Consider the following 26,944-nt stretch of genomic DNA (forward strand, 5'->3'; position numbering starts at 1 on the left):
TTTACCCAGCCTGTCCAGCGTCGTATCACATCATCTATGAATGACACGATCGATGACCCCAATATGGAGGCCCCCGACAACGGGGACGAGGTGGCCGAGCCGCTGCGCCGCGCGATTGGCGAACGCTATCTGACGTACGCCCTGTCTACGATTATGCACCGGGCCCTTCCGGATGCGCGGGACGGGTTAAAGCCGGTTCATCGACGAATCCTCTACGCAATGCGCGAGCTGCGGCTCAACGCAACAGGCGGATTCCGCAAATCCGCCAAGATTTCAGGCGATGTGATGGGCAACTATCACCCCCATGGCGATGCTGCGATCTACGACGCGATGGCGCGTCTGGCGCAGGATTTCAACGTGCGCTACCCGCTGGTCGACGGGCAGGGCAACTTCGGCAATATCGACGGCGACAACCCGGCGGCCTCGCGCTACACCGAGGCGCGGATGACCATCGTGGCTGAGGCCTTGCTTGAGGGTCTGAACGAAGACGCCGTTGATTTCCGCGACAACTATGACGGCACGCTGACCGAGCCGGTCGTGCTGCCGGCGCAGTTCCCCAACCTGCTGGCCAACGGTGCCAGCGGTATCGCGGTGGGCATGGCGACCAACATTCCGCCGCATAACATCTCGGAGCTCTGCGATGCCTGTCTGCACCTGATCAAAACGCCGGACGCGCGTGACGACACGCTATTGAACTACGTTCCCGGTCCTGACTTTCCAACTGGCGGCGTGATCGTTGAGCCGCCCGAGAACATTGCTCAGGCCTATCGGACTGGGCGCGGCTCTTTCCGTCTGCGCTGCAAATACGAGGTTGAAGATCTTGGTCGGGGTCAATGGCAGATCATTGTCACAGAGATTCCCTATCAGGTCCAGAAATCCAAACTGATCGAAAAGATCGCCGAGCTCATCCAAACCAAGAAAATCCCGATTCTTGCCGATGTGCGTGACGAATCCGCCGATGACATCCGTTTGATCCTCGAACCACGCTCCAAGAACGTGGACCCAGAGGTGCTGATGGGCATGCTCTACCGAAATTCGGACCTTGAGGTGCGGTTTAGCCTGAACATGAATGTGCTGATCGACGGCGTGACGCCCAAGGTCTGCTCGATGAAGGAAGTGCTGCGCGCCTTCCTCGATCACCGGCAAGAGGTGCTGCTGCGTCGCTCGCGCCACCGCATGGCGAAGATCGACCACCGGCTGGAGGTATTGGAGGGCTTTATCGTCGCCTTCCTGAACCTCGACCGGGTAATCGACATCATCCGTTACGACGACGATCCCAAAGCCGCGCTGATGCGCGAGGATTGGGGGACTACGCATTTCCGCGCGACCGACGAATCCGATTATGTCTCACCCAAACCCGGTGAGGGCGAGCTGTCCGAGGTTCAGGTCGATGCGATCCTCAACATGCGCTTGCGCTCCTTGCGCCGTCTGGAAGAGATGGAACTGGTTCGTGAGCGTGACGAGCTGATGCTGGAGCGCGCCAATCTTGAAGACCTGCTGGCTGATCCTGCCCTGCAATGGGCGAAAATCGCCGAGCAATTGAAAGAGACTAAGAAGACCTTCGGCAAGGATTACGAAGGTGGTGCGCGCCGGACTCAATTCGCCGAAGCGGGGCAAGTCGAGGAGGTCCCGCTTGAGGCAATGATCGACAAAGAGCCGATCACGGTCGTCTGCTCTCAGATGGGCTGGATCCGCGCCATGACCGGTCATATCGACCTGACCCGCGAGCTGAAGTTCAAGGATGGTGACGGGCCGCGTTTCATCTTCCATGCGGAAACGACCGACCGGCTACTTGTGTTCGCCTCGAACGGGCGCTTCTATACGGTCAGCGCCGCCAACCTGCCCGGTGGGCGCGGCATGGGGGAACCGCTGCGTCTGATGGTCGACCTGCCGAACGAGGCCGGGATCGTTGACATTATGATCCATAAACCCGGGCGCAAACTGTTGGTGGCTTCGGACGCAGGCAATGGGTTTATGGTGCCCGAGAATGAGGTTCTGGCCCAAACTCGGAACGGCAAACAGGTGTTGAACGTCAAGGACAAAGAGACAGCGATGATCTGCAAACCGGTCGACGGCGATCATGTGGCCGTCGTATCGCAAAACGGTAAGTTTCTGGTCTTTCCTGTCGATGAACTGCCCGAGATGACCCGTGGCAAGGGCGTTCGCTTGCAGAAATACAATATGGCGCGCGGGCGTCAGGGCACGCTTGAATTGGATGGTGGATTGTCTGACGTCACCACCTTCAACTGGGAAGAGGGTCTGAAATGGTCGATGGGTGGCGAAAAAACCCGGCGCGAGGCAGATATGTCGCAATGGCTGTCCAGGCGCGCCAGCGTCGGGAAAAAACCGCCCTACGGCTTCCCGCGCGACTACAAGTTCTCGTGATCTATCCAAGGCCACGGGGGGGGTTCTGCCGATACGGCTTGGCACGGGCCGTATCGGTGCGCTAGATCAAAGAAAACAGGCCTATCGAGACATAATCATGCTGCGAATTCTGACCCTGATCACCGGACTGGCCCTGATGGGCGCCTGCACCCAGACGCAACTGTACGAGGAGCCCGAGTCCTTGGGGGAGTTCAAGCTCGTGAAAATTGTGTCTTTCGCGGACAAAGCCAAACAGGGTCCGATTTCTCGCGATGCGACATCTCAGGAATGGACCGATGCTCTGGAAAACGCGATTAACATACGTCTTGGGAGGTACACTGGCTCGCAGCGCTACATTATCGGCATTAGCCTTGAGGGGTATATGTTAGCTCCTCCGGGAGTTGTGATATACAACCCAAGAAGCGCTGCGATTGTAATCGTTAATGTTTATGACTTTGATCAGGAAAAATTCTTAGCTAAGGAAAAGCAGTTTTTTGTGTTGGAAGACACTACCAAAGAAACCGCAATTGTCGGCTCCGGTAGGGTCAGGACTAAGGAGGAGCAATTGAGTGGTCTTTCTTTGAAAGTAGCCGATGAAATTGAAGAATGGCTGGCTGAGGAACACAAGAACAATGGCTGGTTCGACAAACGCCCTGATCCGATTCAGCCCCTCGACTCCGTCGAGGTGACGCAAAATCCGGCATAAGGCATCGCATTTCCCTCAGGATGTGCTTGATTTTCCCCTTTGAACCAAATATCTCGCGCGCGCAGATGTAACCACGGGACCAAGGGTCCCCCAAAATGCAAAAGGGCGCCTGAGGAATGGCAAAGGAAAAGTTTGAGCGTACAAAACCGCACGTCAACATTGGCACGATTGGGCATGTTGACCACGGCAAGACGACGCTGACCGCAGCGATCACCAAGTATTTCGGTGACTTCAAGGCGTATGACCAGATTGACGGCGCGCCGGAAGAGAAAGCGCGCGGCATCACCATTTCGACCGCCCACGTGGAATACGAGACCGACGCGCGCCACTATGCGCATGTCGACTGCCCCGGCCACGCTGACTACGTCAAGAACATGATCACCGGTGCTGCCCAGATGGACGGCGCGATCCTGGTTGTGAACGCAGCCGACGGCCCGATGCCGCAGACGCGTGAGCACATCCTGCTGGGCCGCCAGGTTGGCATCCCGAAGATGGTCGTGTTCATGAACAAGGTCGACCAGGTCGACGACGAAGAGCTGCTGGAACTGGTGGAAATGGAAATCCGCGAGCTGCTGTCTTCGTATGAATACCCCGGCGACGATGTTCCGATCATCGCAGGGTCGGCTCTGGCCGCGATGGAAGGCAACAACCCGGAAATCGGCGAAGAGAAGATCAAGGAACTGATGGCGGCTGTTGATGAGTATATCGACACCCCTGAGCGTGAAGTTGACAAGCCGTTCCTGATGCCGGTCGAAGACGTGTTCTCGATCTCGGGCCGTGGTACCGTTGTCACGGGCCGTGTCGAGCGTGGCGTGATCAATGTGGGCGACGAGATCGAAATCGTCGGCATCCGCGACACCCAGAAAACCACCTGCACCGGTGTTGAGATGTTCCGCAAGCTGCTGGACCGCGGTGAAGCGGGCGACAACATCGGCGCCCTGTTGCGCGGGATCGACCGTGACGGTGTTGAGCGTGGCCAGGTTCTGTGTAAGCCGGGTTCGGTGACCCCGCACACCAAGTTCGAAGCCGAAGCCTATATCCTGACCAAGGAAGAGGGTGGCCGTCACACCCCGTTCTTCGCGAACTACCGTCCGCAGTTCTACTTCCGGACCACGGACGTGACCGGCACCGTGACCCTGGCCGAAGGCACCGAGATGGTCATGCCCGGTGACAACGTTGGTTTCAGCGTCGAACTGATCGCCCCGATCGCGATGGAAGACGGTCTGCGCTTCGCCATCCGCGAAGGCGGCCGCACCGTCGGCGCCGGCGTCGTGTCGAAAATCATCGAGTAATCGGTGGCGGCGATGAGATTATTCGCCGAATAATCTCGGGCCCAACCGTTGCAACAAGAAAGGCCGTCCCTCACGGGCGGCCTTTTTTGCTACCTTTCTGCGTTTTAATCTACGGACCACTTTGAGGAAAAAATCACAGTCTACCTTCAGTCGTGAAGAGAAACCGTAGCAGGTCAAACACGGTGGTGGCGCGGTACGGCGCACATTTGGAAGCTCACATCTGAACGGGCAGAAACTGCCGCGCGTCCTGTTCGATTGCCCACTGCTGCTGAACGAAAGGATGAAACATGTTTGGTACTCAGTTTGCTAGTAACTGCTCACGGCTTCTGCACAGTGGTGATCTTGATGACATGCGAGACGCGATTCTGTGCGATTTTCCCACGAACGCGGATCACCAAATCGATTCGGCTAAAGGACAGAAAACACCGCAAGCGGACAGGATTGTTACCCTGAAACGGTGCGCCTGATCTGATCCCGGGGCCGGTTGCCGAGCTAACGCCAAGGTGGACATCAGAACTATCGAGTTGTTTTGCCTGGCAGCGGGACTTGCCAGCCCCAAAGAGACCCGAAAGCCCAACCATCGAACCAAAGAAGGCCGTCCCGCAACTGGGCGGCCTTTTTCTCATCACATTTGTGCGTATCCTGCTGGAAACAAAACAGCCCTTTTGGACAAAATGTTCGCAGCATTAACCAACCTGACCGGAATTTTTGCGCTGGCCGTCTCCTTTAAGGTCCTAACCGGCGGCAGCGGTTACGCTAAGCCGCTTCTTACAAACTCGCAGTCCACTTATGTTTCTGCTTGCCTGGATCAACAGGACACATCCGAGCGTCTGATTGAAATCTGTCAGAATGGTCTGGGCGAGGCCGGTGCCTCGGACAGGCAACGTGTTGAGATGCTCGATGTTCTTGCGTGGGCCCATTTCGATCTCGATGATCTTGACCAGGCAGAAGCGGCCTTTGATGAAATCCTGACATTGAGCCCAAACGCCGAGCCGGGCCTGCAAGGCCTTGGATGGATGCGGTATTACCGCGACGACTATGCTGCGGCCGTAGAGTTTTTCCGGCAGGCGGTGTCACGCAAGCCAACGGCCCAAAACCTGGCCGGGCTGGCCGCAAGCCAATACAGTGGCGGTCAGATTGGTTTCGATGCGTTCGAAGGTCAGATTCGTACGGCCTTGGCTCTGGAGCCGGATTACAGCTGGGCGATACGAGAACTGGCATGGGTGCAGGTTGACGAAGGTCTCCATGACGATGCGCTGGCATCGTTCCGGTCTGCTGCAGAAGTGGACCCCAACGATCCTTATGCTGAATACGGTGTGGCCTATGTCCTGACCGAGCGGGACGAGTGGGACAGTGCCTTTGACCACGTGACCCGGGCGTTAGATTTGTACCCTGATTTCATCTCTGCAAAATCGCGTCGGTCTCTGATCCTGCTAATGCTGGATCGCCCGAAACAAGCCTTGAAAGACGCCGAGGCCGTCATCGCGGCAAAGCCTGACGACGCGGACGGATATGTCCGAAAGGCTCGGGCGCTGTCTGTTCTGGGTCGGCGGTCAGAGGCGCATTCAGTTCTGGCAAACGCAGAAAACCGGGCAGGTCCCAGCAGCTACTTGTTGTATTGGCGGGCGAGCCTATTGGCCGATGACCTGGACTATGCGCCAGCGTTGACGCAAATCCGACGAAGCGTTGAACGGGAAGACGCCGATCACTTTGATCACCGCCTCCATGCTGAAATAGCGCTCTGGCTGGATAGGAAAGAAGAGGCGCGCGGCGCCATCAACCGTGCGCTGAAACTGAACCCTGAAGGGTCTTATATTCAGTTCACGAATGCCTTGGTTCTCTTGGGGGAGGGAAAGTTCGATACGGCGGAGAAGACGTTCGATGCGGCCATTCAAGCCGGGTTGTCCGAGGACAATCTGAGCGAATTCCTGTCGTCACTCGTGGCCGAGGGGCGGTTTGTACAGGCGATAAGGATGCGTGTGCGGTACAGCACTCGCGCGACTGAAGCAGGTGGCGAACTCGCGGGCTCCAATTAACAGCAATCACTGGTGATTCGGCGTTTTCACATTCGGCGCCTCAACCGCTGTTGCACAGTGTCTCAGGACACTGCGGCTTCGGCGGCGCTTCGAACAGCCTTGATGTTATCGCCGTAGATCCCGGGATTGCTGACTGATCCGCCTTTGAAGACAGCAGATCCTGCAACCAGCACATCTGCGCCCGCCGCAGCGACCAGTGGTGCGGTTTGGGGGTCAACTCCACCGTCAATTTCAATATGGACCGGTCGGTCGCCGATCATCTGACGCAGGCGGCGCACCTTATCAGTCATGTCGATGAATTTCTGCCCGCCGAACCCCGGATTCACCGTCATCACGCACACCAGATCGGCAAGGTCCAGCAGGTGTTCAACTGCCTCGGCCGGGGTTCCCGGGTTCAGCGCGACGCCCGCTTTCATCCCTACGGCACGAATAGCCTGCAACGTGCGATGGGTGTGGGGTCCAGCCTCGACATGGGCTGTCAGTATGTCGGCGCCGGCATCGGCGTAGGCCTGGATGTAAGGATCGACCGGTGTGATCATCAGGTGAACATCCATCACCGTTTTGACGTGTGGGCGAAAGGCTTTGATCGCCGGAGGCCCAAATGTGAGGTTCGGAACGAAATGACCGTCCATCACATCCACATGAACCCAGTCCGCGCCCTGAGCCTCAATGGCCTGAATTTCCTGTCCGAAATTGGCAAAATCGGCAGACAGGATTGATGGGGCGATCTTGATCGTGCGGTCAAAGCTCATTTCGGCCTCGTATTGGTAGAGCAGTTGAAGAGCATATAACGACAGCCTTCACAGAAGGGTAGTCTCGGAACTTCTCCGTTGCGGGGTATCCGGCGAAATTGTTGCTCCGATGCCGTTACAAAACTTTCACGCAACCGACACAAAGCCGTTGAACGCCATCTGTAGCTGACCGCCAATACGATTTGGGGGTGGCACGTGCTGCGTATCGAAAAACTGACCAAGCGCTTCGGCGAAAATACAGCCGTGGATTCTGCGACGTTGGATGTCGACAAACCTTGCATGATCGGAATCATCGGTCGGTCTGGCGCTGGCAAATCGACACTGCTGCGGATGATCAACCGTCTGACGGATTCCAGCGACGGTCAGATCTTGTTCGGGGACCGCGACGTGACACGGCTCAAAGGGCGCGAAAAACGTGCGTGGCAGGCGGACTGCGCGATGATTTTTCAGCAGTTCAACCTTGTGCCCCGTATGGACGTCGTCTCGAATGTGTTGCACGGAACGCTGAATCGCCAGTCAACACTGGCGACGATGTTCAATTTGTTTCCGATGGAAGAAATTCACCGCGCCATCGACATTCTGGATCGTCTCGGCATCGCCGAGCACGCGCCAAAACGGGCTGAGGCGCTGTCGGGTGGCCAACAGCAGCGTGTCGCCATCGCGCGCGCCCTGATGCAGAATCCCAAGATCATTCTGGCGGACGAGCCGATTGCGTCGCTGGACCCGATGAATGCGCAGGTTGTGATGCAAGCGCTGCGCCGCATTTACGAAGAAGATGGACGAACCGTGATCGCCAACCTGCACACGTTGGACACGGCTCGCCGTTATTGCGACCGCGTGGTCGGAATGCGCGACGGACGCATCGTGTTCGACGGCCTGCCTGAACAGCTGACCACCGGCGTCGCCCGCGAGATCTATGGTGCCGATGCCAGTTTCTCGGAAGAGGCAACGTCGACAGAAATCGACACGCTCGACGCCACTCAGAAAGCTCTGATGGAAGCCGAAGCCACCATCTGAGCCACACCATCCTTTCATCGCCCGGTCCGATGGAAGGCCGGGAACATCAACCTGGAGAGAGACAGATGAAGAAACTGCTTGCTGCCCTTGTGGCAACCACGGCACTGGCCACCCCGGCCATGGCTCAGGACATCAGCGAGTTCCGTATTGGTATCCTGGGTGGCGAGAACGCCCAAGACCGCCTGAACAACAACGAATGTCTGCGTGAATACACTGAAGAAGAGCTGGGCGTCGAAACCAAGCTGTTTGCCCCTGCTGACTATGACGGTGTGATCCAGGGCCTGCTGGGCGGCACCATCGACATGGCCTGGCTGGGTGCCTCGGGTTATGCCAAGACCTATCTCAGCGATCCTGAAGCTGTCGAGCCGGTTTTGGTCAAGGTGAACGTGGACGGCGGCTATGGCTACTACTCGATCGGGTTCGCCCGTAAGGACAGCGGCATCACCTCGCTGGAAGACATGAAGGGCAAGACCTTTGGCTTCGGCGATCCGAACTCGACCTCGGGTTATCTGATTCCGTCTATCGAGATTCCTCAGGCGACCGGTGCGACCATGGATTCGGGCGACTACTTTGGTGAAGTAAAGTTCACCGGCGGGCACGAGCAGACCATTGTCGCAGTAAACAACGGCGACGTTGACGGTGGAGTGACCTGGGCCGACGGTCTGGGCGACTGGGAAGACGGCTTTAACTCGGGTGCCCTGCGCCGCGCAGTTGATGCGGGTCTGGTCGACATGAACGACATGGTCATGATCTGGCAGTCCCAGCCGATCCCGGAAGGCCCGGTTGTTATCCGCAAGTCGTTGCCGGCCGAGGTAAAGGCAAAAATGACAAAGCTTTGGGATGAGTTGAGCGAAAAAGATCGCGAGTGCTTTTATGGCGTCGCGGCAGGCGAGGCAAAGAGCTTCGATCCGATTACACATGATGCCTACGAAGTCATCATCGAAGCCCGCAAGCTGAAATCCAACTAAGTCTGCAATTTCCAATACGCGGGGTCCGGTGCGAAACCGGACCCCGTTTTCCGCTCAGGAGCATTCCATGACAGACCTGACGTCAGGGTCCTTAAGCGTCGATCAAATTCGCGACGACTACACCGCAATGACACGACGCAAGCGGCTCTATGGTGGTATTCTTCTGATCTTGTTCGTGGCCTTGATGGCCGCTGGGTTCCGCACCGCCGACAGTCGGAACGCCGGCAGTTTCATCGATGGCTGGCGCCGTGTTTTAGACTATCCGACAGAAGTTCTGGCCGAAGCGTGGGAGAAAATCGGCGCTATGCCGGAGAACCTTGTCAAGTTTTTCCCGGCTCTAGTGGAGACTATTAACATTGCAGCCGCATCGACGCTGATCGGTACGATCGCTGGGACGTTTCTGGCTCTGATGTCGACCCGAGGTATGGCGCTCTGGCCTTCGCTGATCCCGCTGTTTCGCCGCATCGCTGATGTTTTCCGGGCAGTCCCTGAAATCGTCATCGCTCTGGTGCTCATCTTTGTACTTGGCGGGGGTCCGGTCCCTGCGATGATCGCCATCGCCATTCATACTGCCGGTGCGTTGGGCAAACTGTTTTCCGAAGTGAATGAGAATGCTTCGCTCAAACCCGTCGAGGGGCTGCATTCTGTCGGGGCCAACTGGTCGCAGCGGATGTATCTGGGTGTGATCCCGCAGGTCGGGCCAAACTATGTCAGCTATGCCCTCCTGCGGTTCGAGATCAACATCCGGGCATCGGCCATTCTTGGTTTCGTCGGCGCGGGTGGTCTGGGATACGAGTTGCGAAACTCGATGTCCTGGGGGCAGGGGCGCTATGACGAAGCAGCTGCCATCTTCCTTCTTCTCTTTGTTACTATTGTGGTTGTGGACCAAATTTCGGGTGTGCTGCGCGACCGGCTGACCCACGGGTCGGAAAAAGGAGCCTCGGTATGAGCACCTTCGCCACCGACCTTTCAATTGAAGAACTGAAGTCTGAGGCCGACCGCCTGTTCGGCCGCAAGAGGCTGGTGAACTTTGGTTTGCCCGCGCTGGTTCTGGTGTATCTGGTTTATGTCTTCTTCGCTTTTGACGTCCCCGGTCTGGCGGCCAGAGCCAATTGGGACAACGGCAGGACGCTGGTTGCCGATAGTTACAGCTACAAGACCCATGTCGAACGTGACAATCGCACTGGTGAGATCTCCGCCGCCATTGAGGGCGAACGCAAGGGCGCCTACCCGGAAGGTGAGGCCCCTGAATGGGTGACATTGGGCGAAACGACCGTGATCGATCTCGAAGACGGCCACGTTGTGCGTTTTGGGACGGAAACGGTCGAGTATGACATACCCGGTTTTGGCACCGTGCGCGCCACCCCAACCCGCGCAGCGGGCGTTCAGGCGGAACTGCCGGCAGGCGACGTACCGGACTGGATCAACGTTTCAAAAAACCGTCTGGCCATCACGACGGATGCCGGTCGTCTGACCGTGACCCGCAACCGGTCCGAGGTGTTCCGCTATTTCAATGGTTGGGAATTGTTCTGGTTCACGCTGGACAGCCCCTACTACGGACAGTCCTTCCCGGACCTTATGGGTCAGGCAACGTCGGGTGAGGCTGGTGCGATCCTGAACGACTTCTGGACCAACAAGATGTGGCGCCACCAGGATGTGGCCTGGGCCATTTTTGAAACAATACTGATGGCGTTTCTGGGCACGTTCGGTGCGGCTATTTTCGCTTTGCCCCTGGCCTTTCTTGCAACGCGGAACTTCAATCCGCTGAGGTCGGTTCGCTTTGTCACGCGTCGTATCTTTGATTTTGTGCGCGGGGTCGATGCCCTGATCTGGACGGTCATTCTGGCCCGGGCATTTGGACCCGGTCCCTTGACCGGCGCGCTGGCAATGCTGGTCACGGATACAGGGACGTTTGGCAAGATATTTTCTGAAGCGCTAGAGAATGTGGATCAGAAACAGATTGAGGGGGTTCAGTCGACCGGAGCGAACGCGCCGCAACGGTACCGATTTGGAGTCATCCCTCAGGTTACGCCTGTCTTGCTCAGCCAATTACTGTATTTCCTTGAATCCAACACGCGCAGCGCGACAATTATCGGCGCAATCACTGGGGGCGGCATCGGTCTGCTGTTGACGCAGGCAATCATCACCCAGAAGGATTGGGAAGAGGTGGCTTACTACATCGTCCTTATCATCCTGATGGTTATGCTGATGGACTGGTTCTCCGGTGTACTGCGCCGTCGACTGATCAAAGGCGAAACAGGCAAGGAACGCAAATCCAAGGCCTCCAAATCGCAAAAGGCAATGGCCGTTTAGGGCCGTCAAAAATGGAAAGACCAATGGCGCGACTACGCCCGGACAAGCCGTTCATTCATCAGGATTGCAGCATTACTGGCAGCACATTTGGAGCCTATGTGGAAATCGGTGCGGGTAGCCGGATCGCAAATACCGTAGTAGGGGACTACTCCTATTGCGACCGGACCTGCGACATTGCCAACGCCGAGATCGGCAAGTTCGCAAACATCGCAAGCTTCACGCGGATCGGGGCGACCGATCACCCGATGGACAAGGCGTCTCAGCACCATTTCCTGTATCGGTCTGCCAGCTATTGGGATGATGAGGCAGATGATGTTGAATGGTTCGCTCACCGCGCCAGCCGGACGTCACGAATCGGGCATGATACATGGATCGGCCACGCGGCCATCATCAAGCCTGAGGTCGAGATTGGTCACGGCGCGGTCGTTGCTGCCGGCGCGGTCGTAACCAAGGATGTTCCACCCTATATGATTGTCGGGGGCGTGACCGCACAACACATCCGCCAACGCTATGCGCCGGAGATTGCCGTCAGGATGTTGGCGCTGTCCTGGTGGGATTGGGATAACGAACGTCTGCGCCGGGCCCTGCCGGATTTCCGGGCACTTAAGGCCGAAGCCTTTCTTGAGAAATACGAGTAGGGTCAACCCTCGCTGCGGTTCAGTCTTCGTTCAGGGTTAGGGTGACCCGTTCCCCTGCAAAGACGGTTCTGCCGTATTCGACCGGTTCGCCATGTGGATCGGCATTTATGCCGACCGAGAACAGAACCGGTGCGCCTTCTGTCAACTGCAGGTGCAACGCCTGGGTCGCGGTCGCAGCCCGGGCGGTGAGACGGGTGGAAACACGGGTGTAGTCGGCGACGCCACAGTGTCGCAGGGCTTTGGTCACCGATTGCGTTTCGGTCAGGGCCTTAAGGATGTCTGGAAACCGGTCTGCGGGAAACACACTTTGAAACAGGCCGATCGGTTGACCATCTGCCAATGATAGCCCGTCATAGACATGCACAGCGTCGCCGGCATGCAAATTCAAAGCTTTGGCTTCGGCCTGATCGGCCGCACGTGTGGTGAGCGCGAGGATGGTCTTGCCAGGTATCTTGCCACTTGCCGAAATGCTCTTGTGATACCTGACACGTTTGCCAATCGGATAATCGGTGGGCCGTGCGGCGACAAAAACGCCTGCCCCGCGTCTAGCATGCACAAGGCCCTGATCTGCCATGTCGGAAAGTGCGCGGCGAACTGTATGGCGGTTGACGCCATGTGTAGCGGCCAGTTGCGCCTCGGTCGGCAGTCGGTCGCCGGTGTGATACCGACCCTCGGCGATATCCGAGGTCAGGCTGAGGGCGATGCTTTTCCAGACGGGTGTTTTGGTCATGTCATCAAATATTCACAGAGTTGCGGATTGCGAGTCACGTCGATGGGATGTAATATTTGTCTAGTTGTATAGTTCATGTAGACAACCCGGCCAAGAGGCTTTGATGACACATCAGACAGAAATCGCGCCTGCCGCGCGCAAGGAGTGGATGGGGCTTTTGGCGCGTGCCCCAGAGCACGCGGTCATGACGCTTTGGGGCGAGGTTCCCGACCATCCCTCCTTTGAATGGCTGCGCAGCCCCGAGGTTGGCGGCGTCATGGTGCGCGGGCGTACCGGAGCAACGGGCGCACCGTTTAATCTGGGCGAAATGACGGTCACGCGCTGCTCGCTGGTCTTGACGGACGGCACGGTCGGACATGGCTACGTTCAGGGCCGGTCCAAAGCTCAGGCCGAAACAGCCGCGCTAATTGATGCGCTGATGCAGACATCGGCGGCTGAAATGGTGCGCGCGCGGGTTCTGGACCCGCTGAAACAACAGATGCAAGCCAGAATGACCAAAAGGGCGGCGAAAGCCGCAGCAACCAAGGTCGAGTTCTTCACAATGGTGCGGGGGGAAGACTGATGAACGCGCAAACCCAGTTCTTGGGCGGGTTCAAAAACGCGCCGACGGACGCGGCCCATGCGTTTCGCGCGGCGATGACGGTGATGGCGCGCCCGGGCGAAATTCGCAAGCTATCGGGTGCCGAAGCGCCCGCACCGCTCTCCGCTGCGGCGGGTACTCTATTGCTAACGTTATGTGACCCGGAAACCAAAGTGTATCTGGCGGGATCGGCCAATTCGGACGCGGTGCGTCAATGGCTCACCTTCCACACCGGTGCACCGTTTGTGTCGGCATCCGAGGCAGACTTTGCCATTGGCGCCTGGGATGCGCTTGGGTCGCTCAACGCCTATCGCATTGGCACGCCAGAATACCCCGACCGGTCTGCCACCCTGATCGTTGAATGCGAAAGCCTCCAGCAAGACGGCGCCGTTCTCACTGGTCCGGGCATCAAGGACAGGGCGCGACTGTCGCTGCCCGATATCGACGTGATGCAGGCCAATGCAGCGCTGTATCCGCTGGGGTGTGATTTCTTCCTGACCTGCGGCGACCGGATTGCTGGTCTGCCGCGCAGCACGCAAATCGTGACGGAGGGCTAGTGCATGTATGTAGCCGTAAAAGGGGGCGAAAAAGCCATCGACAACGCCCATGCCTGGTTGTCCGAAGAACGGCGCGGGGCGGCAAATGTGGCGGAACTGAGCCTTGCTCAAATCCGCGAGCAACTGAGCCTTGCCGTGAACCGGGTCATGGCCGAAGGGTCTTTGTTCGATCCCGATCTGGCCGCGCTGGCAATTAAACAAGCGCGCGGCGACCTGATCGAGGCGATCTTTTTGATCCGCGCCTATCGCACCACGCTGCCACGTTTCGGATATTCCAACCCGGTTGAGACTGCAGAGATGGCCTGTGACCGCCGCATCTCGGCCACGTTCAAGGACGCGCCGGGGGGTCAGGTGTTGGGCCCCACCTTCGACTACACGCACCGCTTGCTGGATTTCAAGCTGGCCGCGGACGGAGACGTGCCTCCCGCTCCGGAAGGCGTCGCGCGACACGAAAAGACGCCGCATATCACCGAGTTCTTGAAGGGCGAGGATATCATTCAGGACGAGATTTCGACCGATGAGACGCCGGGCGATCTTACGCGCGAACCGATGGAGTTTCCGTCGAACCGCCCCCTGCGCCTTCAGTCGCTGACGCGTGGCGATGAAGGGTTTGTCCTTGGGATGGCGTATTCCACCCAGCGCGGCTATGCCCGCAACCATGCCTTTGTCGGTGAATTGCGGATTGGCAAAGTGGCCGTTGAGATGGATATCCCGGAATTGGGCTTCGCCATTGAGGTCGGTGAGATTGAGCTGACTGAATGTGAAACGGTGAACCAGTTTAAGGGCTCCAAGACCGAGCCGCCTCAGTTCACGCGCGGCTACGGCCTCGTGTTTGGACAGTCAGAGCGCAAATCCATCGCGATGGCGTTGGTGGATCGCGCCTTGCGCTGGGAAGAACTGGGAGAAGACAATCTGGGCGCGCCCGCACAGGACGAGGAATTTGTCCTGAGCCATGCGGACAATATTCAGGCCACCGGGTTCCTCGAGCACATAAAACTACCGCACTACGTGGATTTTCAGTCCGAACTGGAGTTGGTCCGAAAGCTGCGCCGTGAGGCCGAAGAGCGAATCACGCCAAAGGAGGCTGCGGAATGAAAGCGGTCGTTTTTGATATCGGTGGCGTTCTGGTCGATTGGCAACCGCACCTGGCATGGGTCGAGGAACTGGGTTCGGAAGAGGCGGCGCACGCTTTCGTCGAGCGGACTGATTTTTTGGTACGGAACGCCCGCGGCGATAACGGAGAACGCTTTGGGGACCTTGCCAAAGAACTTGATGACCCAGAGGATCAAAGCCTGTTTGCCGCCTATGTCGAACTTTATACGCGAACGGTCAAAAACCCGATCCATGGCACCTGGCAGATTCTCGACCGGCTCAAAGCGCAAGGCACACCGATTCATGCTGTCACCAACTGGTCGGCTGAGACATGGCCGGAAGGACTCAAGGTTCACCCGCGTCTTGCCGAAGTGTTCGGAACGCTGGTCGTTTCGGGCCAGGAAGGGGTGATGAAGCCCGATGCACAGATCTTCAGGTTGCTCTGCGACCGGGCAGGGATCGCGCCGGAGGACTGTGTTTTCATAGATGATGGCCCGCACAATGTCGAAGGCGCGCGCGCAGTCGGTATGGAGGGCATCCATTTCACCACGCCGCAGGCGCTGGAAATCGCGTTGACCGAAAGAGGTTTTCTATGAGCGAGTACAACTTCGCCTACCTGGACGAGCAGACCAAACGGATGATCCGCCGCGCCATTCTCAAAGGACTGGCGGTTCCGGGCTATCAGGTGCCCTTTGCCAGCCGCGAGATGCCGATGCCCTATGGCTGGGGGACGGGCGGGGTGCAGGTTTCCGCAGCAACCCTGACACCGGATGATACGCTCAAGGTGATCGACCAGGGTGCGGATGATACCACCAATGCGGTTTCGATCCGCAAGTTCTTTGAAAACACCGCAGGTGTGGAGACCACGGAGGAAACGGACAAGGCAACCGTCATTCAGACCCGCCACCGCATCCCCGAGGCGAAGCTGACCGAAGATCAGATATTGGTCTATCAGGTGCCGATCCCAGAACCGCTGCGGTTTCTGGAGCCGCGCGAGACCGAGACACGCAAGATGCACAGCCTAGAGGAATACGGGCTAATGCATGTGAAGCTGTATGAAGATATCAGCCAGCATGGCGCTATTTCGACCTCATACGCTTATCCGGTGAAAGTGTCGGAACGGTATGTGATGGACCCATCCCCGATTCCGAAATTCGATAACCCCAAGCTTGAGATGGACGCGATCCAGTTGTTTGGTGCGGGGCGCGAGCAACGGATCTACGCGGTGCCGCCACACACCAAAGTCGTCAGCCTGGATTTTGAGGACTACCCGTTCGAGGCGACCAAGGCCGACCATTGCTGTGACCTGTGCGGGGCGACGGACAGCTATCTGGATGAGGTCATCACGGATGACGCAGGCAATCGCATGTTTGTCTGTTCGGATACGGATTACTGCCGGTCGCGTCGCGAGGCGGGCCATGTCGGTCCAATGACCAAGGAGAATGCGGCATGACCCCCTTGTTGCAAGTCAAAGGCATTCGAAAACACTATGGCGCGCGGATCGGCTGCGCGGATGTGAGTTTTGACCTCTACCCCGGCGAGGTGATGGGGATCGTGGGCGAAAGCGGCTCGGGCAAATCGACCCTTCTGAACTGCCTGGCCGGTTATCTGGAGCCGGATGCAGGGCAGGTGGTCTTTGACACCCGTGCGGATGGTCCGACGGACACCGTGACCATGTCGGAACCCGAGCGCCGGATGCTGAGCCGTACCGATTGGGCCTTTGTCCATCAGCATGCCCGTGATGGGTTGCGGATGTCGGTCAGTGCGGGCGGCAACATTGGGGAACGTCTGATGGCTGTGGGTGATCGCCACTATGGTGACATCCGCGATAAAGCCATTGACTGGCTCGGACGCGTCGAAATCGAAGAAGGGCGTGTGGATGACCGCCCGACTGCATTTTCCGGCGGGATGCAACAGCGGCTGCAGATTGCGCGTAACCTGGTGACAGGGCCACGGCTGGTGTTCATGGATGAGCCGACCGGAGGGCTGGATGTTTCTGTGCAGGCGCGGCTGCTGGACCTTCTGCGGGGTTTGGTGCGCGAGATGGGGCTCAGCGCCATAATCGTCACCCACGATCTGGCCGTGGTGCGCCTGTTGGCGGATCGGCTGATGGTGATGAAGGACGGCCACGTGGTCGAGGCCGGTCTGACTGATCAGGTACTGGACGATCCGCAACATGCGTACACGCAATTGCTGGTCTCCAGCGTGCTGCAAGTGTGAGGGCGGCGACATGATTGAACTCAAAGACGTAAGCAAAAGCTTTACCCTTCACAATCAAGGAAGTGCGGTTATCCCGGTCATGGATAGCGCGTCGCTCAAGGTTGCACCCGGCGAATGCGTCGCCCTGACCGGCGCGTCCGGGGCCGGAAAATCCACGCTGATGCGGGTGATCTACGGGAACTACCTCGCCGCCTCGGGACAGATTCTGGTGGGCGGCTTGGACGTGGCCAAGGCCGAGCCGCGCGAGATCTTGGCGCTGCGGCGCGAAACGCTCGGCTATGTCAGCCAGTTCCTGCGCGTGGTGCCCCGTGTGCCGACGCTTGAGGTGGTTGCCGAACCCTTACTTGCCCTTGGCAAGGATCGTCAGAAGGCACTCGACAAGGCGGCCTCGTTGCTCGGTCGGCTGAACATTCCCGAACGGTTGTGGACCCTGAGCCCCACCACCTTCTCGGGTGGCGAACAGCAGCGGGTGAACATTGCGCGGGGGTTCGCTCATGACTACCCAGCAATGCTCTTGGATGAGCCGACGGCAAGCCTAGACGCGCAGAACCGTGAAACCGTGTTGTCGCTGATCGCAGAAGCTAAAACCCGAGGTGCGGCGATTGTCGGGATCTTCCATGATATCGATGCGCGAGAGCGGGTCTGCGACCGCGAAGTCAATGTATCAGAATTCACGCCCGGACTGGCGGCATGAATCTGTGCCCGGTCATAGCCGTTGTTGGCCCCTCAGGCGTCGGGAAGGACAGCGTGATGGAAGCCTTGGTGGCTAGCGCGTCCGATATTCAACGAGTCCGGCGCGTGATCACGCGGCCCGAGGGCGAAGACGGCGAAGATTTTGACCGGGTTTCGATCGAGGTGTTTGAACAGATGGTGCTGGATAGTGCTTTCGCACTGCACTGGCCCGCACATGGTTTGCGTTACGGCATTCCGTCTGAGATTTCCCGCCAGCGGCAGGTCGCGCGTGCTGTGCTTGTAAATCTGTCCCGTGCAGTTCTGGGGCAGGCCCAAGAGGTCTTTGGCGATCTGATCGTGATCTCTCTGACCGCGGATCCAGAGATTCTGGCGCAACGCCTGTCCAGCCGGGGGCGCGAGAGCTCGGGCGAGCAGGCACGACGCCTCGACCGAGCGAAAGCTCCGTTGCCGGACGGTCTGAACCGGGTCATTGAAATCGACAATTCAAGGTCGCTGGACGATACTGTCAGTGAAATCCTGAACCGTCTTCAGCTGGAAAGCGCGTAGCGATGGATCAGGTGAAACTGCCCATCCTCGGCCTCGCCCACCAACGCCAGATCGTTGATTTGAAATGGCACCGGCAGCAATGGCGCCAAGTTAATGTCAAGCGAGGCCTGCACACTGGTCAACACGGTCTTGTCCAGCTTTCCACTCAGGGTGATGTGAAAGCGGAACGACTCCAGCACATAGGGATAGCCCCACCGGATCAGATTGGCGTCCTGTTCCGGGGTCAGGCCATTTGCTCTTCGACGATCGATCTCTGCCTGGGTCGCCCGAGCCCGAAACTGGTCCAAGTCCTGAACACAGGCGGTGGCCAACGCGTTCAGCGCATGCGGATCACCCAAGGGTCGCAAGGCGAGAAAGCGCCCCAGACGCGCGATCTCGAGACCGTCCAATGTGACAGGCGTGCTTCTACGTGCCAACGCGGCGCAGGCCTCTTGCAATGCGTCGAAGGACTGCCCGTCGCGCAAGCGAAAGGGCGGTTTCATCGTGGCGTGCAACCCGTACTTGCGCGGCGTATCCGTGATGGCCGCGACGTCAACGCCGTCGACGTCTGGATGAGACACCTCTGTACCAGTTTCCATGTCCCAACCCAGCCACCGGGTTGCAAATTTCGTCCAATCCGCCTCGGTGGGTGGCGCAAAATAGATTGCGTATCGCGTGAATGTCACATTGGCCTCCTATTGCGTGGCCTTCCAATAGCTTGAAATGCGTGAAGTTCAGATGACAGAAGACTTGATCCTTGCCAATGCCACGCTTGTATTGCCCGACGAAACCGTGACCGGCAGCGTTCGGATCCTGGGCGAGAACATTGCCGAGATAAATACCGGCGCATCGGTTCCCCCCGGTTCGATTGACTGTGAGGGTGACTACATCAGCCCCGGCCTGGTGGAATTGCATACGGACAACCTTGAGCGTCACATTCAGCCGCGCCCAAAGGTGGATTGGCCGCATGCCGCCGCGATCATCGCCCATGACGCGGAACTGGCCAGCACGGGTATCACGACTGTATTCGACGCCATGCGTGTCGGGTCCATCCCGTCCGGTACTGCGCGATACCTGAAATACGCCCGCGGCCTGTCGCAGGAACTGTGGCAATTGCGCGAGCAGGATGCGCTAAAGATCAGTCACTTCCTACATCTCCGGGCTGAGGTGTGTTCAGAAACCCTCGTCGAGGAACTGGATGAATTCGGCCCCGAGGACCGGGTCGGGTTGGTTTCGATCATGGATCATACACCCGGCCAGCGACAGTTCCGCGATCTGTCCAAGCTGGAAGCCTACATGAAGGGCAAGCATGCCATGGACGATGACATGTTCATGCAACATGTGGCCCAATTGAAAGGCTTGCGTGACCGACACGGCGACAAACACGAGATCGAAACGGTCAAAGCAGCACGAAGGTTCGGGGCGGTTCTGGCCAGCCATGATGACACAACTGAGGATCAGGTGAAGGTCTCAGCCGGTCATGGGATTCGCTTGGCCGAATTCCCCACTACGGTTGAGGCTGCAAAAGCCTGTCATGATCACGACATCAAGGTCATGATGGGCGCGCCAAACGTGATCCGGGGTGGGTCGCACTCGGGCAACGTGGCAGCGCGAGAGCTCGCTGAACTGGGCCATCTGGACATTATGTCTTCGGACTACGTGCCCTCAGCGCTGTTGTTGTCGGCAGCAATGTTGGGCGCGCTTTGGGGAGACATGGCACGGGGCTTGAAAACCGTAACCCTGGCCCCGGCGCAGGCAGCGGGCCTGGACGACAGGGGAGAACTGCGCAGCGGGGCCCGCGCCGACCTGATCCGCTTTCGCATGCGGGCAGGCGTTCCGGCGCTGAACGCAGTTTGGTCGCGCGGTAGGCGGGTCGCCTGAACGCGGGTTGGCCCTTAATCAGGCCAAGTAAAACAGATAGCGGTCGGGATCGATGCTGTCCGGTCCGCCAATCTGATCGAACCCCACAAGCGGCTGTCCGGATACCAGCAGACCGCCGGGCTGCATCACCTGCGCGATGAGCGGACTGAGACGGGCGGCTTCGGCCACATCTTGATCCTTGATACCCCGCCCCAGGTCGTAATGCGCCATCGCAATCTTGCGCCCCGTTTGAGCCAGTTTTTGCAACATGGGCTCCGCCTCACCTTGCAGAAAATCCTCAGGTGGCGGTGTGCTGTTCGGGTGGCATTGCAGAACCCTGTCCATCACCCAGATTCTGCGATCCGGTAGAATTTCCCGAAGGTGGTCGTAGGTGCGCCCGTTTCCAAGGCCGAGATCCAGAATATCACCTTCCTTGTCGCTGATCCGTGCCGCCGCCCAGTTCAGGCCGTCGCGCTGGGCTGTCAGACGGCGCAACATAGAATCCAGTCTGCTCATCGAACGTTCTTTCTCGGTCTCAGATCTTGGGTGCGGTCCAGGCGTGCCCGGGACCCTCCAGCAACACCCGAAGTAGGTTTTCTGTAAATGCCCAGATGTCTTGATCATGAACCAGATGGTGGGTCAACACGCCAAATGGTTCCGTGTTGTCAGCCCGGCCCTCGCGTCGGTCCTGCAACAAACCGACGGACTTGGCGATCAGTGTTTCTGGCGCGATCAAGCCTCCAGTTGCGCGCCAGTCAACCGGGTCTAGATGTGTATTGACCTGTTCCAAACCCTGAGCCGCCCACCGTGTTTGTCGCGGCGTCGACGTCGATAGGTAGCGAAACCCGAGGTTTGGCAGGTTCACCATGACCTCTGGGGCTATTCGGTTCCAGGGCGGGACAAACATGGGGCGCAATTCCTCGCCAAACAGTTCCCGTAGGCGGACAAACCCGGCCTGCGCGTCCGCAACCATCGCATCAATCGGGCGATGCAACTGGAACTCCGCTTTCTTCTCTCCTGCCGTGGCATGGTTCTCGTGCGCCCACCCATGAACGACCGGAACCAAACTCTTCTGTTTCCCAACGTACTCTGCCAAATCGACCGCCGCATCGCGCGGGATGACGGCTAAGTGGACGGGTAGGTCGAGCTGTTCGGACAGGGCGGTCAGCCTGTCCAACTGTGGAGTCGGCGCGACCGCATCATCATCGCGCCACCACAGTGGCAATGACAGCCCCTGATCTGACCAGTATTGTAATTCTGTTTCGAGCGGGCGCCAATCAAAGGTCATCTGCGCCGCTCCAGCAGGCGTTTCGCAATTTCCACAGATTGCTGTGCTCCGTTGAACCCGAATTTGTGGCTTGACCGGGCACCTTCGGAAAGAACGCGGTGCACGACATTCGCAAGTGTGTCGCCGCTCAGGTCTGCACTGCTCAGCACTTCGATGGCGGATAACTCTGAAAGGCTTTGAGCACGCAGGCCCTGTTCGACTTCATTACCATCGTCGAAGGGTACGAAGACGGCGGGCGTCCCGCTTTGCAGGATGTCGAGGGCAGTATTGTAGCCGCACATGCTGACCGAGGCGGCGGCGAGCGGTAGCATGTGCCGAAAGTCCGGTCTCACTGGTTCTATAATGGTCGGCGTGCCCGTTGCCAGCTGCGATAGCTCGGCAATCCGTATTTCGACATCCCGCCCGCCGACCAACAGGCGCCAGCGCCGGTTGGGCATCTTTCGGGCGGCCTCGATGGCGGCCCGAAAGATCGGCTGCCCCACGGATCCGCCGCCCGCGCTAACGAGTATTTCATCCTGCCCCGCTTGCTGCCGGTGAGGCTGTGGCGGTTCGGGCGCGACAAACCCGGTGTAATGCAAGCGCTGTGCCAGATGGTCCGTCACCGGCCAACTGACCGACAAGGGCGTCACACTCTCGGTGGAATGAACCAGAATGCCGTCATAAAAACGGGTCACAACATCTTCAGTTCTTTGGGCTTTTGACGGTTTGGACGGCGGGGCCAGAATATCCCGGATAGACCCAAGGATGACCGGGCGTGTTGGAAGGTTCTGAGCCGCGCGCAATGCAGCATCGAATTCACTTGCCAGCGCCCTTCGCCCAAAAGGATAAAGCTCGGTGATCATAATATCCGGCTGGAAATGCCGAATGGCTTCGACCAACGCAGTTGCCCGGGCAGCTTTGTAGGCGTCACTGGCGGGGTCACCGCTGTCCGTCAAAAGACGGGTGAAATCTGTGCCGTCCGACCTCAAAGGCGGCAGGTTCACAAATGGCAGGTCTTGCTGATCCAACTGGGGCGCAGGCATTCCACCGGATACAATCTGAACCTCGTGCCCATCATCGGCAAAGGCCCGTCCCAGCGTCAGCGCGCGGCTGAGATGCCCGGTCCCAAGCAGGTGCGTGACGATGATCATCACCCGCATCACCGCGCTCCTTTCTTTTCCAAACGTACCGGATCAGGTTCCGGTGCAAGGTGTTCTACGTCCACGACATAAAGGCGGTTTCGTTTGATTTGAAACGGTGCAGGACCGTCAAAGTCCCACCCCCAGGCGCGGGCCAGTATCACCCGCATGATCCCTATGTGACACACGGCAACTGCGTCTCTTTCCAGTCCAGACAACCAAGGCGACAGCCGTCCCAAGACTTCAGCCGGGCTTTCCCCGTTTGGCGGTCTGTACTCCCACCCCCACTCCTCGATATGCCGATAGCCGCTTTCTTTTTTCTCAATCAGGTCAACACCGCGCTGGCCTTCCCAATCCCCCCAATTCATCTCGATCAGCGCGTTGTCCAAGCGCGGTACACCGCCGGAAACAAGGTGCGCAGTTTGACTGGCGCGTTTCAAAGGGCTGGACCAGATTTCAGCGGTGCTCCACTCAAAGGGGAGTGTATAGCCGGACAACTCTTGGCGCGCGTCGTCGTCCAGTGGAATGTCGCTGCGACCCTGAATGCGGCCTGCGCGATTCCATGCTGTGTGCCCATGTCGGAGCAAGGCCAACCGAGTCATGAAGACCCCTCTAACAGAGGATGTACAGCTGACCAGAACTGTTCAGTTGCATTGGGCATTAGGTGACGGTGCGCGACGCGCGTGCGGGCTTTCAAACCCAGTTCCAGACGCTTCTGCCTGTCGTCCAGAAGCGCTTGCATGAGACGTGCCAAACCCCGCGCCCCTGTTTCCACCGATGGATAACTGGATGGCACGAGTACGTCTCGAACCCCTGGTCGATCCTGCGCAACCACTGGCAATCCTACGGCCTGCGCCTCAAGATACACCATGCCGTAGGCCTCGTTCACACCCGGCCAGACCAGCATGGAGGAGCGCATGTAAACCTTCTGCATTTGCGCGCGATCCAACTGACCCAAGAAACGCACCTGATCGCCGAAAGGCGCCATTAGTGCCTCCACTTCACCGCGCGCTGGCCCGTCGCCAGCAATCTGCAGTATCCATTCGCCTGTTAAATGGCGCAAGGCGTCAGCGAGTATCGTGTAAGATGCCAGCTTATCCCCATGCCGCATCATACCAACAGCCAGCATGGGGCCGTTGCCTGCACCCGTGGGAGGCAGGTCTGATATCGGCAGAAACGGCGGAAGTTCAACCAGGCTCTGGTCGCCGTAGCGCTCTCTTTCCAACGTGATCAGGTCATTGGCAGTGTGGTAGAAAATCACTTGAGCGGCATCGCAGGCCGCGTCTGCGGCTTTGGCAAATTCGGACCATGGTCCCGACAATCGGCTGGTCGCCCGGGTGCTTTCCAGTTGAACATACGGAATGCCTTTTGCCGAACATACCGCCGGTCCAAGCAGATCAGGGGCCTTGTAGTAGTTGTGATAGGTGACCCACAGATCGGTATCGGCGGATAACTCCCTTACCAGCCGATCAACCTCGTCCTCTGCCGCCCGGCGAAGTGCCATCTGATTGTCCGGGTCGCCAGATTTGTCAAAGATGCGTAGCCGCGACACCAGATCCACCGTATCGCCATTGGCAGCAATCGCGCGCATCAGGTTTTTGGCCATCTCCCGGTCACCCGAAGGCACCGGGCTGTCCGGTGGTTTCATCGGTGCATAAAAGGCGACGCGAGGCATCACGCTTTGCCCGAGCACAAGGCATGAAGCCGCGTCGACAGGCGCGCTATGCCAGGCTCCATCCGAAACTCGGAAATCAAGCGGCCATAGGCATTGGATGCCATTTGTGCCGTACGGTCTGGGTCGGCAGCAAGTGCAGCAATTGACGATGCCAGTGAGGTCGAATCATCCTTGGACAAAACCCCATGTGTTCCCGAGGTGATAAATTCCGGAATTGCAGAGACAGGTGTCGAAAGGATCGGCAGATTTTGTGACGCGGCCTCCATCAGTACGTTGGGCAGCCCGTCGCGATCCCCGTCCGCCGCAATTCGACTGGGTAGAATAAACAGATCCGCTTGACGCATAGCCGCAATCACTTCCGGCTGGTCACAGGATCCTTTCCAAGTGATCCGGTCAAAGACCCCCGCTGTATGGGCCTTGTCGCGCAGCGTATTGCCCAAAGCCCCGCCGCCGATATGAGTCCAGTGCCAGTCCAGCGATGCGGGCAGCTGTGCAAGGGCATCGATCAGCCGGTCAAACCCTTTTTTCTCGACGAGGCGTCCAACCGATAACATCTGGAACGGGTCATCAGGGCTGCGAGTACTGCGCTCCGTCGGTTTTGGAAATCGGGCCAGGTCCAATCCGTGATAAATCAGATCAATGCGCTCCGGGGTATCGGCAAGGTCCCGCAGGTGTTCGGCTCCAACCGCGGTGCAGGTTGCACCAAACGCGGCTCCGTACGTGGCCGCCTGTAGCTTTTCGCGTTTTTCCCAGTCGGGCGAGGTCCATATGTCTTTTGCATGGGCGGAGAAGCTCCATGGCACACCGCGCATGATCGCGGCGTATCGAGCCACCGATGACGGCGTGTGCAGAAAGTGCGCGTAAAGCGCCCGGATCGCCGAGGGCAATTCAGATGCCAGGACACACGCTTGCCCGAACCGGCGGATGCGATTGTGCGACGGATCCCGTTTCAGGTCCTGACGCCAGACCTCGTACGACTTCGCGTAGCCTGGTAAACTCTGAGCGATCTTACGTGCCGACCAAACGCGCTCGGGCTCGTCATACAGATATTCGGGCAAATATCGGACTTGGCCTTTGAATTGATCGTGCAATGGGTGACGTTTGGTGTCGGTCGGATGGCGCAAAGACCAGATGTCGAAATGGTGACCGGCCTCCTGCAAAGCGACTAACTCCTGCGCGATGAAGGTCTCGGACAAGCGAGGCCACCCTTTGACCAGAACCGCCAGTTTAGGTCCGGCTGTGCTCATCCGGTGGCGCGTTCCCGTTCCGGAGTCAACAACGCGTCGATGCGGTCCGTGACATAGTTCAGCCCATCCAGAAGACCATCCTGAATGGCCTGCGATGGCAATGGTTGGTTTGGCAGATCGCGAATGGCCTGGATCATAGCCTGCGGCGTCAAACCCTTGCGGCTTTCATCCAGCATTCGCACCAGACCAAGGTCTTCGGCGCGCGACGCCCTGATCCACTGTTCCAACCGCGGCGTGGTGCGCGGCACGATGACGGCGCGTTTGTCAAAAGACAGAACCTCGCAAAATGTGTTGTATCCACCCATGCAGACCACGCCTGCGGCGCCCGCAAACAGCGTTTCGATTTGTGACTCAAAGCCAACCGCCGTTACCCGCCCGCCCAAGGCTGCCACGCGGGTTTCAAAATCCTCACGCAACTCACCGGACAGGAAGGGGCCATAGACCAAAACCGCGCGCGGTGACAAATCCGGATCTTGTTCATAGGCGGACAGCACAAGGTTCACCATGGCTTTGCCATCTCCGCCGCCGCCCGGTGTAATCAGGATATAGGGCTGTTCCGGCGGCTCACCGACGGGGCCAAGGTCACGACGCAAATAGCCTGTCCAGTGAATACGGGACTGCGCAGCGATGCTCAGCGGGAGGCCTGCGGTCGGATCGTATACAGACCGCAATCCATAAACCCAGATTTCATGATAAAACCGCTCCGTAGCGGCAACTGCCTCTTTGCGAGCCCATTCGGCCGCCAGAACCTCGGGTTCATCCAGAACATCCCGCAACCCAAGGATCAGCTTGGTTCCGCCGGTGGTGGCCAGATGCTCAAGCGTAGGCAGCAATTCTCCGCGAAATCCGGTTGGTTCTTTGTCGACGATCAGCACATCGGGGTCGAACTGTTGCACCGCGGTCTGGATCAGACCAGATCGCAGCTCTGTCACCTCATCAATGCCCATGCCGATCGTGCGTGCGGCGTAGGATCCGTCCGCGCGTTTTGTCACCCCTGGCAGTCGCACGTGGTCGACGCGACGTGGAAAGGTGAACCGGCCAGCCACGGGCGAACCCGTTAGGATCAAGGCGGAGGCGTGCGGATCGGCTTCTGTCATTGCTGCGGCCAAGGCACGGGATCGGCGCAGATGGCCCAAGCCGAATGTGTCATGGCTGTAAAACAGTATTCGCGGCGCGCGGCCGGTCTTTGTGTTTGCTATGCCTAGGCTCATATAGTCGCCTGTTATCTTGGTCACGGTGCGGTATCCGCGCGTTTGCACCTGATACCGTACAT

General features: G+C 58.5%; 28 protein-coding genes. 18 read left to right on the plus strand and 10 right to left on the minus strand.

Features of this window, described 5'->3' with window-relative positions; all coding sequences use genetic code 11:
* The first annotated feature begins 36 nt into the window (after positions 1 to 36).
* The 4 genes from parC to ACR3ES_RS09445 all read left to right on the plus strand — a co-directional run bounded on the left by parC (position 37) and on the right by ACR3ES_RS09445 (position 6,398).
* Positions 37 to 2,385 (plus strand): DNA topoisomerase IV subunit A, encoded by a 2,349-nt coding sequence (gene parC / locus ACR3ES_RS09430; RefSeq protein ID WP_170435246.1) that lies wholly within the window; start codon positions 37 to 39, stop codon positions 2,383 to 2,385.
* Between the two features lie 97 nt (positions 2,386 to 2,482).
* Positions 2,483 to 3,070 carry a hypothetical protein gene (locus ACR3ES_RS09435; RefSeq protein ID WP_170435248.1) on the plus strand — a complete coding sequence of 196 codons (588 nt, stop codon included), beginning with the start codon at positions 2,483 to 2,485 and terminating at the stop codon, positions 3,068 to 3,070.
* Between the two features lie 116 nt (positions 3,071 to 3,186).
* Positions 3,187 to 4,362, plus strand: a complete 1,176-nt coding sequence (gene tuf / locus ACR3ES_RS09440; protein ID WP_170438373.1) for an elongation factor Tu — start codon at positions 3,187 to 3,189, stop codon at positions 4,360 to 4,362.
* Positions 4,363 to 5,036: 674 nt separating this feature from the next.
* Positions 5,037 to 6,398 carry a tetratricopeptide repeat protein gene (locus ACR3ES_RS09445; RefSeq protein ID WP_170431740.1) on the plus strand — a complete coding sequence of 454 codons (1,362 nt, stop codon included), beginning with the start codon at positions 5,037 to 5,039 and terminating at the stop codon, positions 6,396 to 6,398.
* Positions 6,399 to 6,460: 62 nt separating this feature from the next.
* On the opposite strand, the gene rpe is transcribed toward ACR3ES_RS09445, so the two are convergent.
* Complete coding sequence (gene rpe, locus ACR3ES_RS09450; protein WP_170431742.1) at positions 6,461 to 7,150, minus strand: ribulose-phosphate 3-epimerase; 690 nt, start codon at positions 7,148 to 7,150, stop codon at positions 6,461 to 6,463.
* A 195-nt stretch (positions 7,151 to 7,345) separates the two neighbouring features.
* Here rpe and phnC point away from each other — a divergent pair, with 195 nt between their 5' ends.
* The 5 genes from phnC (at position 7,346) to ACR3ES_RS09475 (ending at position 12,086) form a co-directional block, all read left to right on the plus strand.
* A complete protein-coding gene (phnC, locus tag ACR3ES_RS09455; RefSeq protein ID WP_480425255.1) occupies positions 7,346 to 8,167 on the plus strand; it encodes a phosphonate ABC transporter ATP-binding protein in 822 nt (273 codons plus the stop codon).
* Positions 8,168 to 8,232: 65 nt separating this feature from the next.
* On the plus strand, positions 8,233 to 9,135 hold the full coding sequence (gene phnD, locus ACR3ES_RS09460) for a phosphonate ABC transporter substrate-binding protein (RefSeq protein WP_170431746.1): 903 nt from the start codon (positions 8,233 to 8,235) through the stop codon (positions 9,133 to 9,135).
* 67 nt (positions 9,136 to 9,202) lie between these two features.
* Positions 9,203 to 10,084 (plus strand): phosphonate ABC transporter, permease protein PhnE, encoded by an 882-nt coding sequence (gene phnE / locus ACR3ES_RS09465; RefSeq protein WP_170431748.1) that lies wholly within the window; start codon positions 9,203 to 9,205, stop codon positions 10,082 to 10,084.
* Complete coding sequence (gene phnE, locus ACR3ES_RS09470) at positions 10,081 to 11,448, plus strand: phosphonate ABC transporter, permease protein PhnE (protein WP_170431750.1); 1,368 nt, start codon at positions 10,081 to 10,083, stop codon at positions 11,446 to 11,448. The genes phnE (ACR3ES_RS09465) and phnE (ACR3ES_RS09470) overlap by 4 nt, the downstream gene beginning before the upstream one ends.
* A gap of 23 nt (positions 11,449 to 11,471) precedes the next feature.
* Positions 11,472 to 12,086: an LbetaH domain-containing protein gene (locus ACR3ES_RS09475; protein ID WP_170431752.1), complete on the plus strand. Its 615-nt coding sequence runs from the start codon at positions 11,472 to 11,474 to the stop codon at positions 12,084 to 12,086.
* A gap of 19 nt (positions 12,087 to 12,105) precedes the next feature.
* Here ACR3ES_RS09475 and phnF read toward each other — a convergent pair whose 3' ends face one another.
* Positions 12,106 to 12,816: a phosphonate metabolism transcriptional regulator PhnF gene (gene phnF, locus ACR3ES_RS09480; protein ID WP_170431754.1), complete on the minus strand. Its 711-nt coding sequence runs from the start codon at positions 12,814 to 12,816 to the stop codon at positions 12,106 to 12,108.
* 103 nt (positions 12,817 to 12,919) lie between these two features.
* Between phnF and phnG the strand changes: the two genes are divergently transcribed.
* From phnG to ACR3ES_RS09520, 8 genes are read left to right on the plus strand one after another with little or no spacing between them, the layout of a single operon-like run.
* Positions 12,920 to 13,378, plus strand: coding sequence for a phosphonate C-P lyase system protein PhnG (phnG, locus tag ACR3ES_RS09485; RefSeq protein ID WP_170431756.1), 459 nt, complete (start codon positions 12,920 to 12,922; stop codon positions 13,376 to 13,378).
* On the plus strand, positions 13,378 to 13,953 hold the full coding sequence (gene phnH / locus ACR3ES_RS09490; RefSeq protein ID WP_480425257.1) for a phosphonate C-P lyase system protein PhnH: 576 nt from the start codon (positions 13,378 to 13,380) through the stop codon (positions 13,951 to 13,953). Before phnG ends, phnH begins: the two co-directional genes overlap by 1 nt.
* A 3-nt stretch (positions 13,954 to 13,956) precedes the next feature.
* Complete coding sequence (locus ACR3ES_RS09495; RefSeq protein WP_170431761.1) at positions 13,957 to 15,048, plus strand: carbon-phosphorus lyase complex subunit PhnI; 1,092 nt, start codon at positions 13,957 to 13,959, stop codon at positions 15,046 to 15,048.
* Positions 15,045 to 15,641, plus strand: a complete 597-nt coding sequence (locus ACR3ES_RS09500) for an HAD family hydrolase (RefSeq protein ID WP_480425259.1) — start codon at positions 15,045 to 15,047, stop codon at positions 15,639 to 15,641. Before ACR3ES_RS09495 ends, ACR3ES_RS09500 begins: the two co-directional genes overlap by 4 nt.
* Positions 15,638 to 16,498, plus strand: coding sequence for an alpha-D-ribose 1-methylphosphonate 5-phosphate C-P-lyase PhnJ (locus ACR3ES_RS09505; protein ID WP_170431765.1), 861 nt, complete (start codon positions 15,638 to 15,640; stop codon positions 16,496 to 16,498). Before ACR3ES_RS09500 ends, ACR3ES_RS09505 begins: the two co-directional genes overlap by 4 nt.
* Positions 16,495 to 17,265, plus strand: a complete 771-nt coding sequence (gene phnK / locus ACR3ES_RS09510) for a phosphonate C-P lyase system protein PhnK (protein ID WP_170431767.1) — start codon at positions 16,495 to 16,497, stop codon at positions 17,263 to 17,265. The genes ACR3ES_RS09505 and phnK overlap by 4 nt, the downstream gene beginning before the upstream one ends.
* A 10-nt stretch (positions 17,266 to 17,275) precedes the next feature.
* Positions 17,276 to 17,959, plus strand: coding sequence for a phosphonate C-P lyase system protein PhnL (phnL, locus tag ACR3ES_RS09515; RefSeq protein WP_170431769.1), 684 nt, complete (start codon positions 17,276 to 17,278; stop codon positions 17,957 to 17,959).
* Entirely contained in the window at positions 17,956 to 18,504 is a 549-nt protein-coding gene (locus ACR3ES_RS09520) for an AAA family ATPase (protein WP_170431771.1), read from the plus strand. Before phnL ends, ACR3ES_RS09520 begins: the two co-directional genes overlap by 4 nt.
* On the opposite strand, the gene ACR3ES_RS09525 is transcribed toward ACR3ES_RS09520, so the two are convergent.
* Positions 18,486 to 19,169 (minus strand): DUF1045 domain-containing protein, encoded by a 684-nt coding sequence (locus ACR3ES_RS09525; protein ID WP_170431773.1) that lies wholly within the window; start codon positions 19,167 to 19,169, stop codon positions 18,486 to 18,488. The genes ACR3ES_RS09520 and ACR3ES_RS09525 overlap by 19 nt on opposite strands.
* A 52-nt stretch (positions 19,170 to 19,221) precedes the next feature.
* Between ACR3ES_RS09525 and ACR3ES_RS09530 the strand changes: the two genes are divergently transcribed.
* Positions 19,222 to 20,364, plus strand: coding sequence for an alpha-D-ribose 1-methylphosphonate 5-triphosphate diphosphatase (locus ACR3ES_RS09530; RefSeq protein WP_170431775.1), 1,143 nt, complete (start codon positions 19,222 to 19,224; stop codon positions 20,362 to 20,364).
* Between the two features lie 18 nt (positions 20,365 to 20,382).
* On the opposite strand, the gene ACR3ES_RS09535 is transcribed toward ACR3ES_RS09530, so the two are convergent.
* The 7 genes from ACR3ES_RS09535 to ACR3ES_RS09565 are packed head-to-tail and all read right to left on the minus strand — an operon-like array spanning position 20,383 to position 26,882.
* Positions 20,383 to 20,859 (minus strand): class I SAM-dependent methyltransferase, encoded by a 477-nt coding sequence (locus tag ACR3ES_RS09535; RefSeq protein ID WP_170431777.1) that lies wholly within the window; start codon positions 20,857 to 20,859, stop codon positions 20,383 to 20,385.
* A gap of 19 nt (positions 20,860 to 20,878) precedes the next feature.
* Positions 20,879 to 21,631 carry a polysaccharide deacetylase family protein gene (locus ACR3ES_RS09540; protein ID WP_170431778.1) on the minus strand — a complete coding sequence of 251 codons (753 nt, stop codon included), beginning with the start codon at positions 21,629 to 21,631 and terminating at the stop codon, positions 20,879 to 20,881.
* Positions 21,628 to 22,770, minus strand: coding sequence for a glycosyltransferase (locus ACR3ES_RS09545; RefSeq protein WP_170431779.1), 1,143 nt, complete (start codon positions 22,768 to 22,770; stop codon positions 21,628 to 21,630). Before ACR3ES_RS09545 ends, ACR3ES_RS09540 begins: the two co-directional genes overlap by 4 nt.
* A complete protein-coding gene (locus tag ACR3ES_RS09550) occupies positions 22,770 to 23,351 on the minus strand; it encodes a histidine phosphatase family protein (protein ID WP_170431780.1) in 582 nt (193 codons plus the stop codon). The genes ACR3ES_RS09545 and ACR3ES_RS09550 overlap by 1 nt, the downstream gene beginning before the upstream one ends.
* Positions 23,348 to 24,424 (minus strand): glycosyltransferase family 4 protein, encoded by a 1,077-nt coding sequence (locus tag ACR3ES_RS09555; RefSeq protein WP_170431781.1) that lies wholly within the window; start codon positions 24,422 to 24,424, stop codon positions 23,348 to 23,350. The genes ACR3ES_RS09550 and ACR3ES_RS09555 overlap by 4 nt, the downstream gene beginning before the upstream one ends.
* Positions 24,424 to 25,671 carry a glycosyltransferase family 4 protein gene (locus ACR3ES_RS09560; RefSeq protein ID WP_170431783.1) on the minus strand — a complete coding sequence of 416 codons (1,248 nt, stop codon included), beginning with the start codon at positions 25,669 to 25,671 and terminating at the stop codon, positions 24,424 to 24,426. The genes ACR3ES_RS09555 and ACR3ES_RS09560 overlap by 1 nt, the downstream gene beginning before the upstream one ends.
* A complete protein-coding gene (locus tag ACR3ES_RS09565; RefSeq protein ID WP_170432341.1) occupies positions 25,668 to 26,882 on the minus strand; it encodes a glycosyltransferase in 1,215 nt (404 codons plus the stop codon). Before ACR3ES_RS09565 ends, ACR3ES_RS09560 begins: the two co-directional genes overlap by 4 nt.
* Between the last annotated feature and the right edge of the window lie 62 nt (positions 26,883 to 26,944).

This window comes from Ruegeria sp. B1 (genome assembly GCF_056535885.1).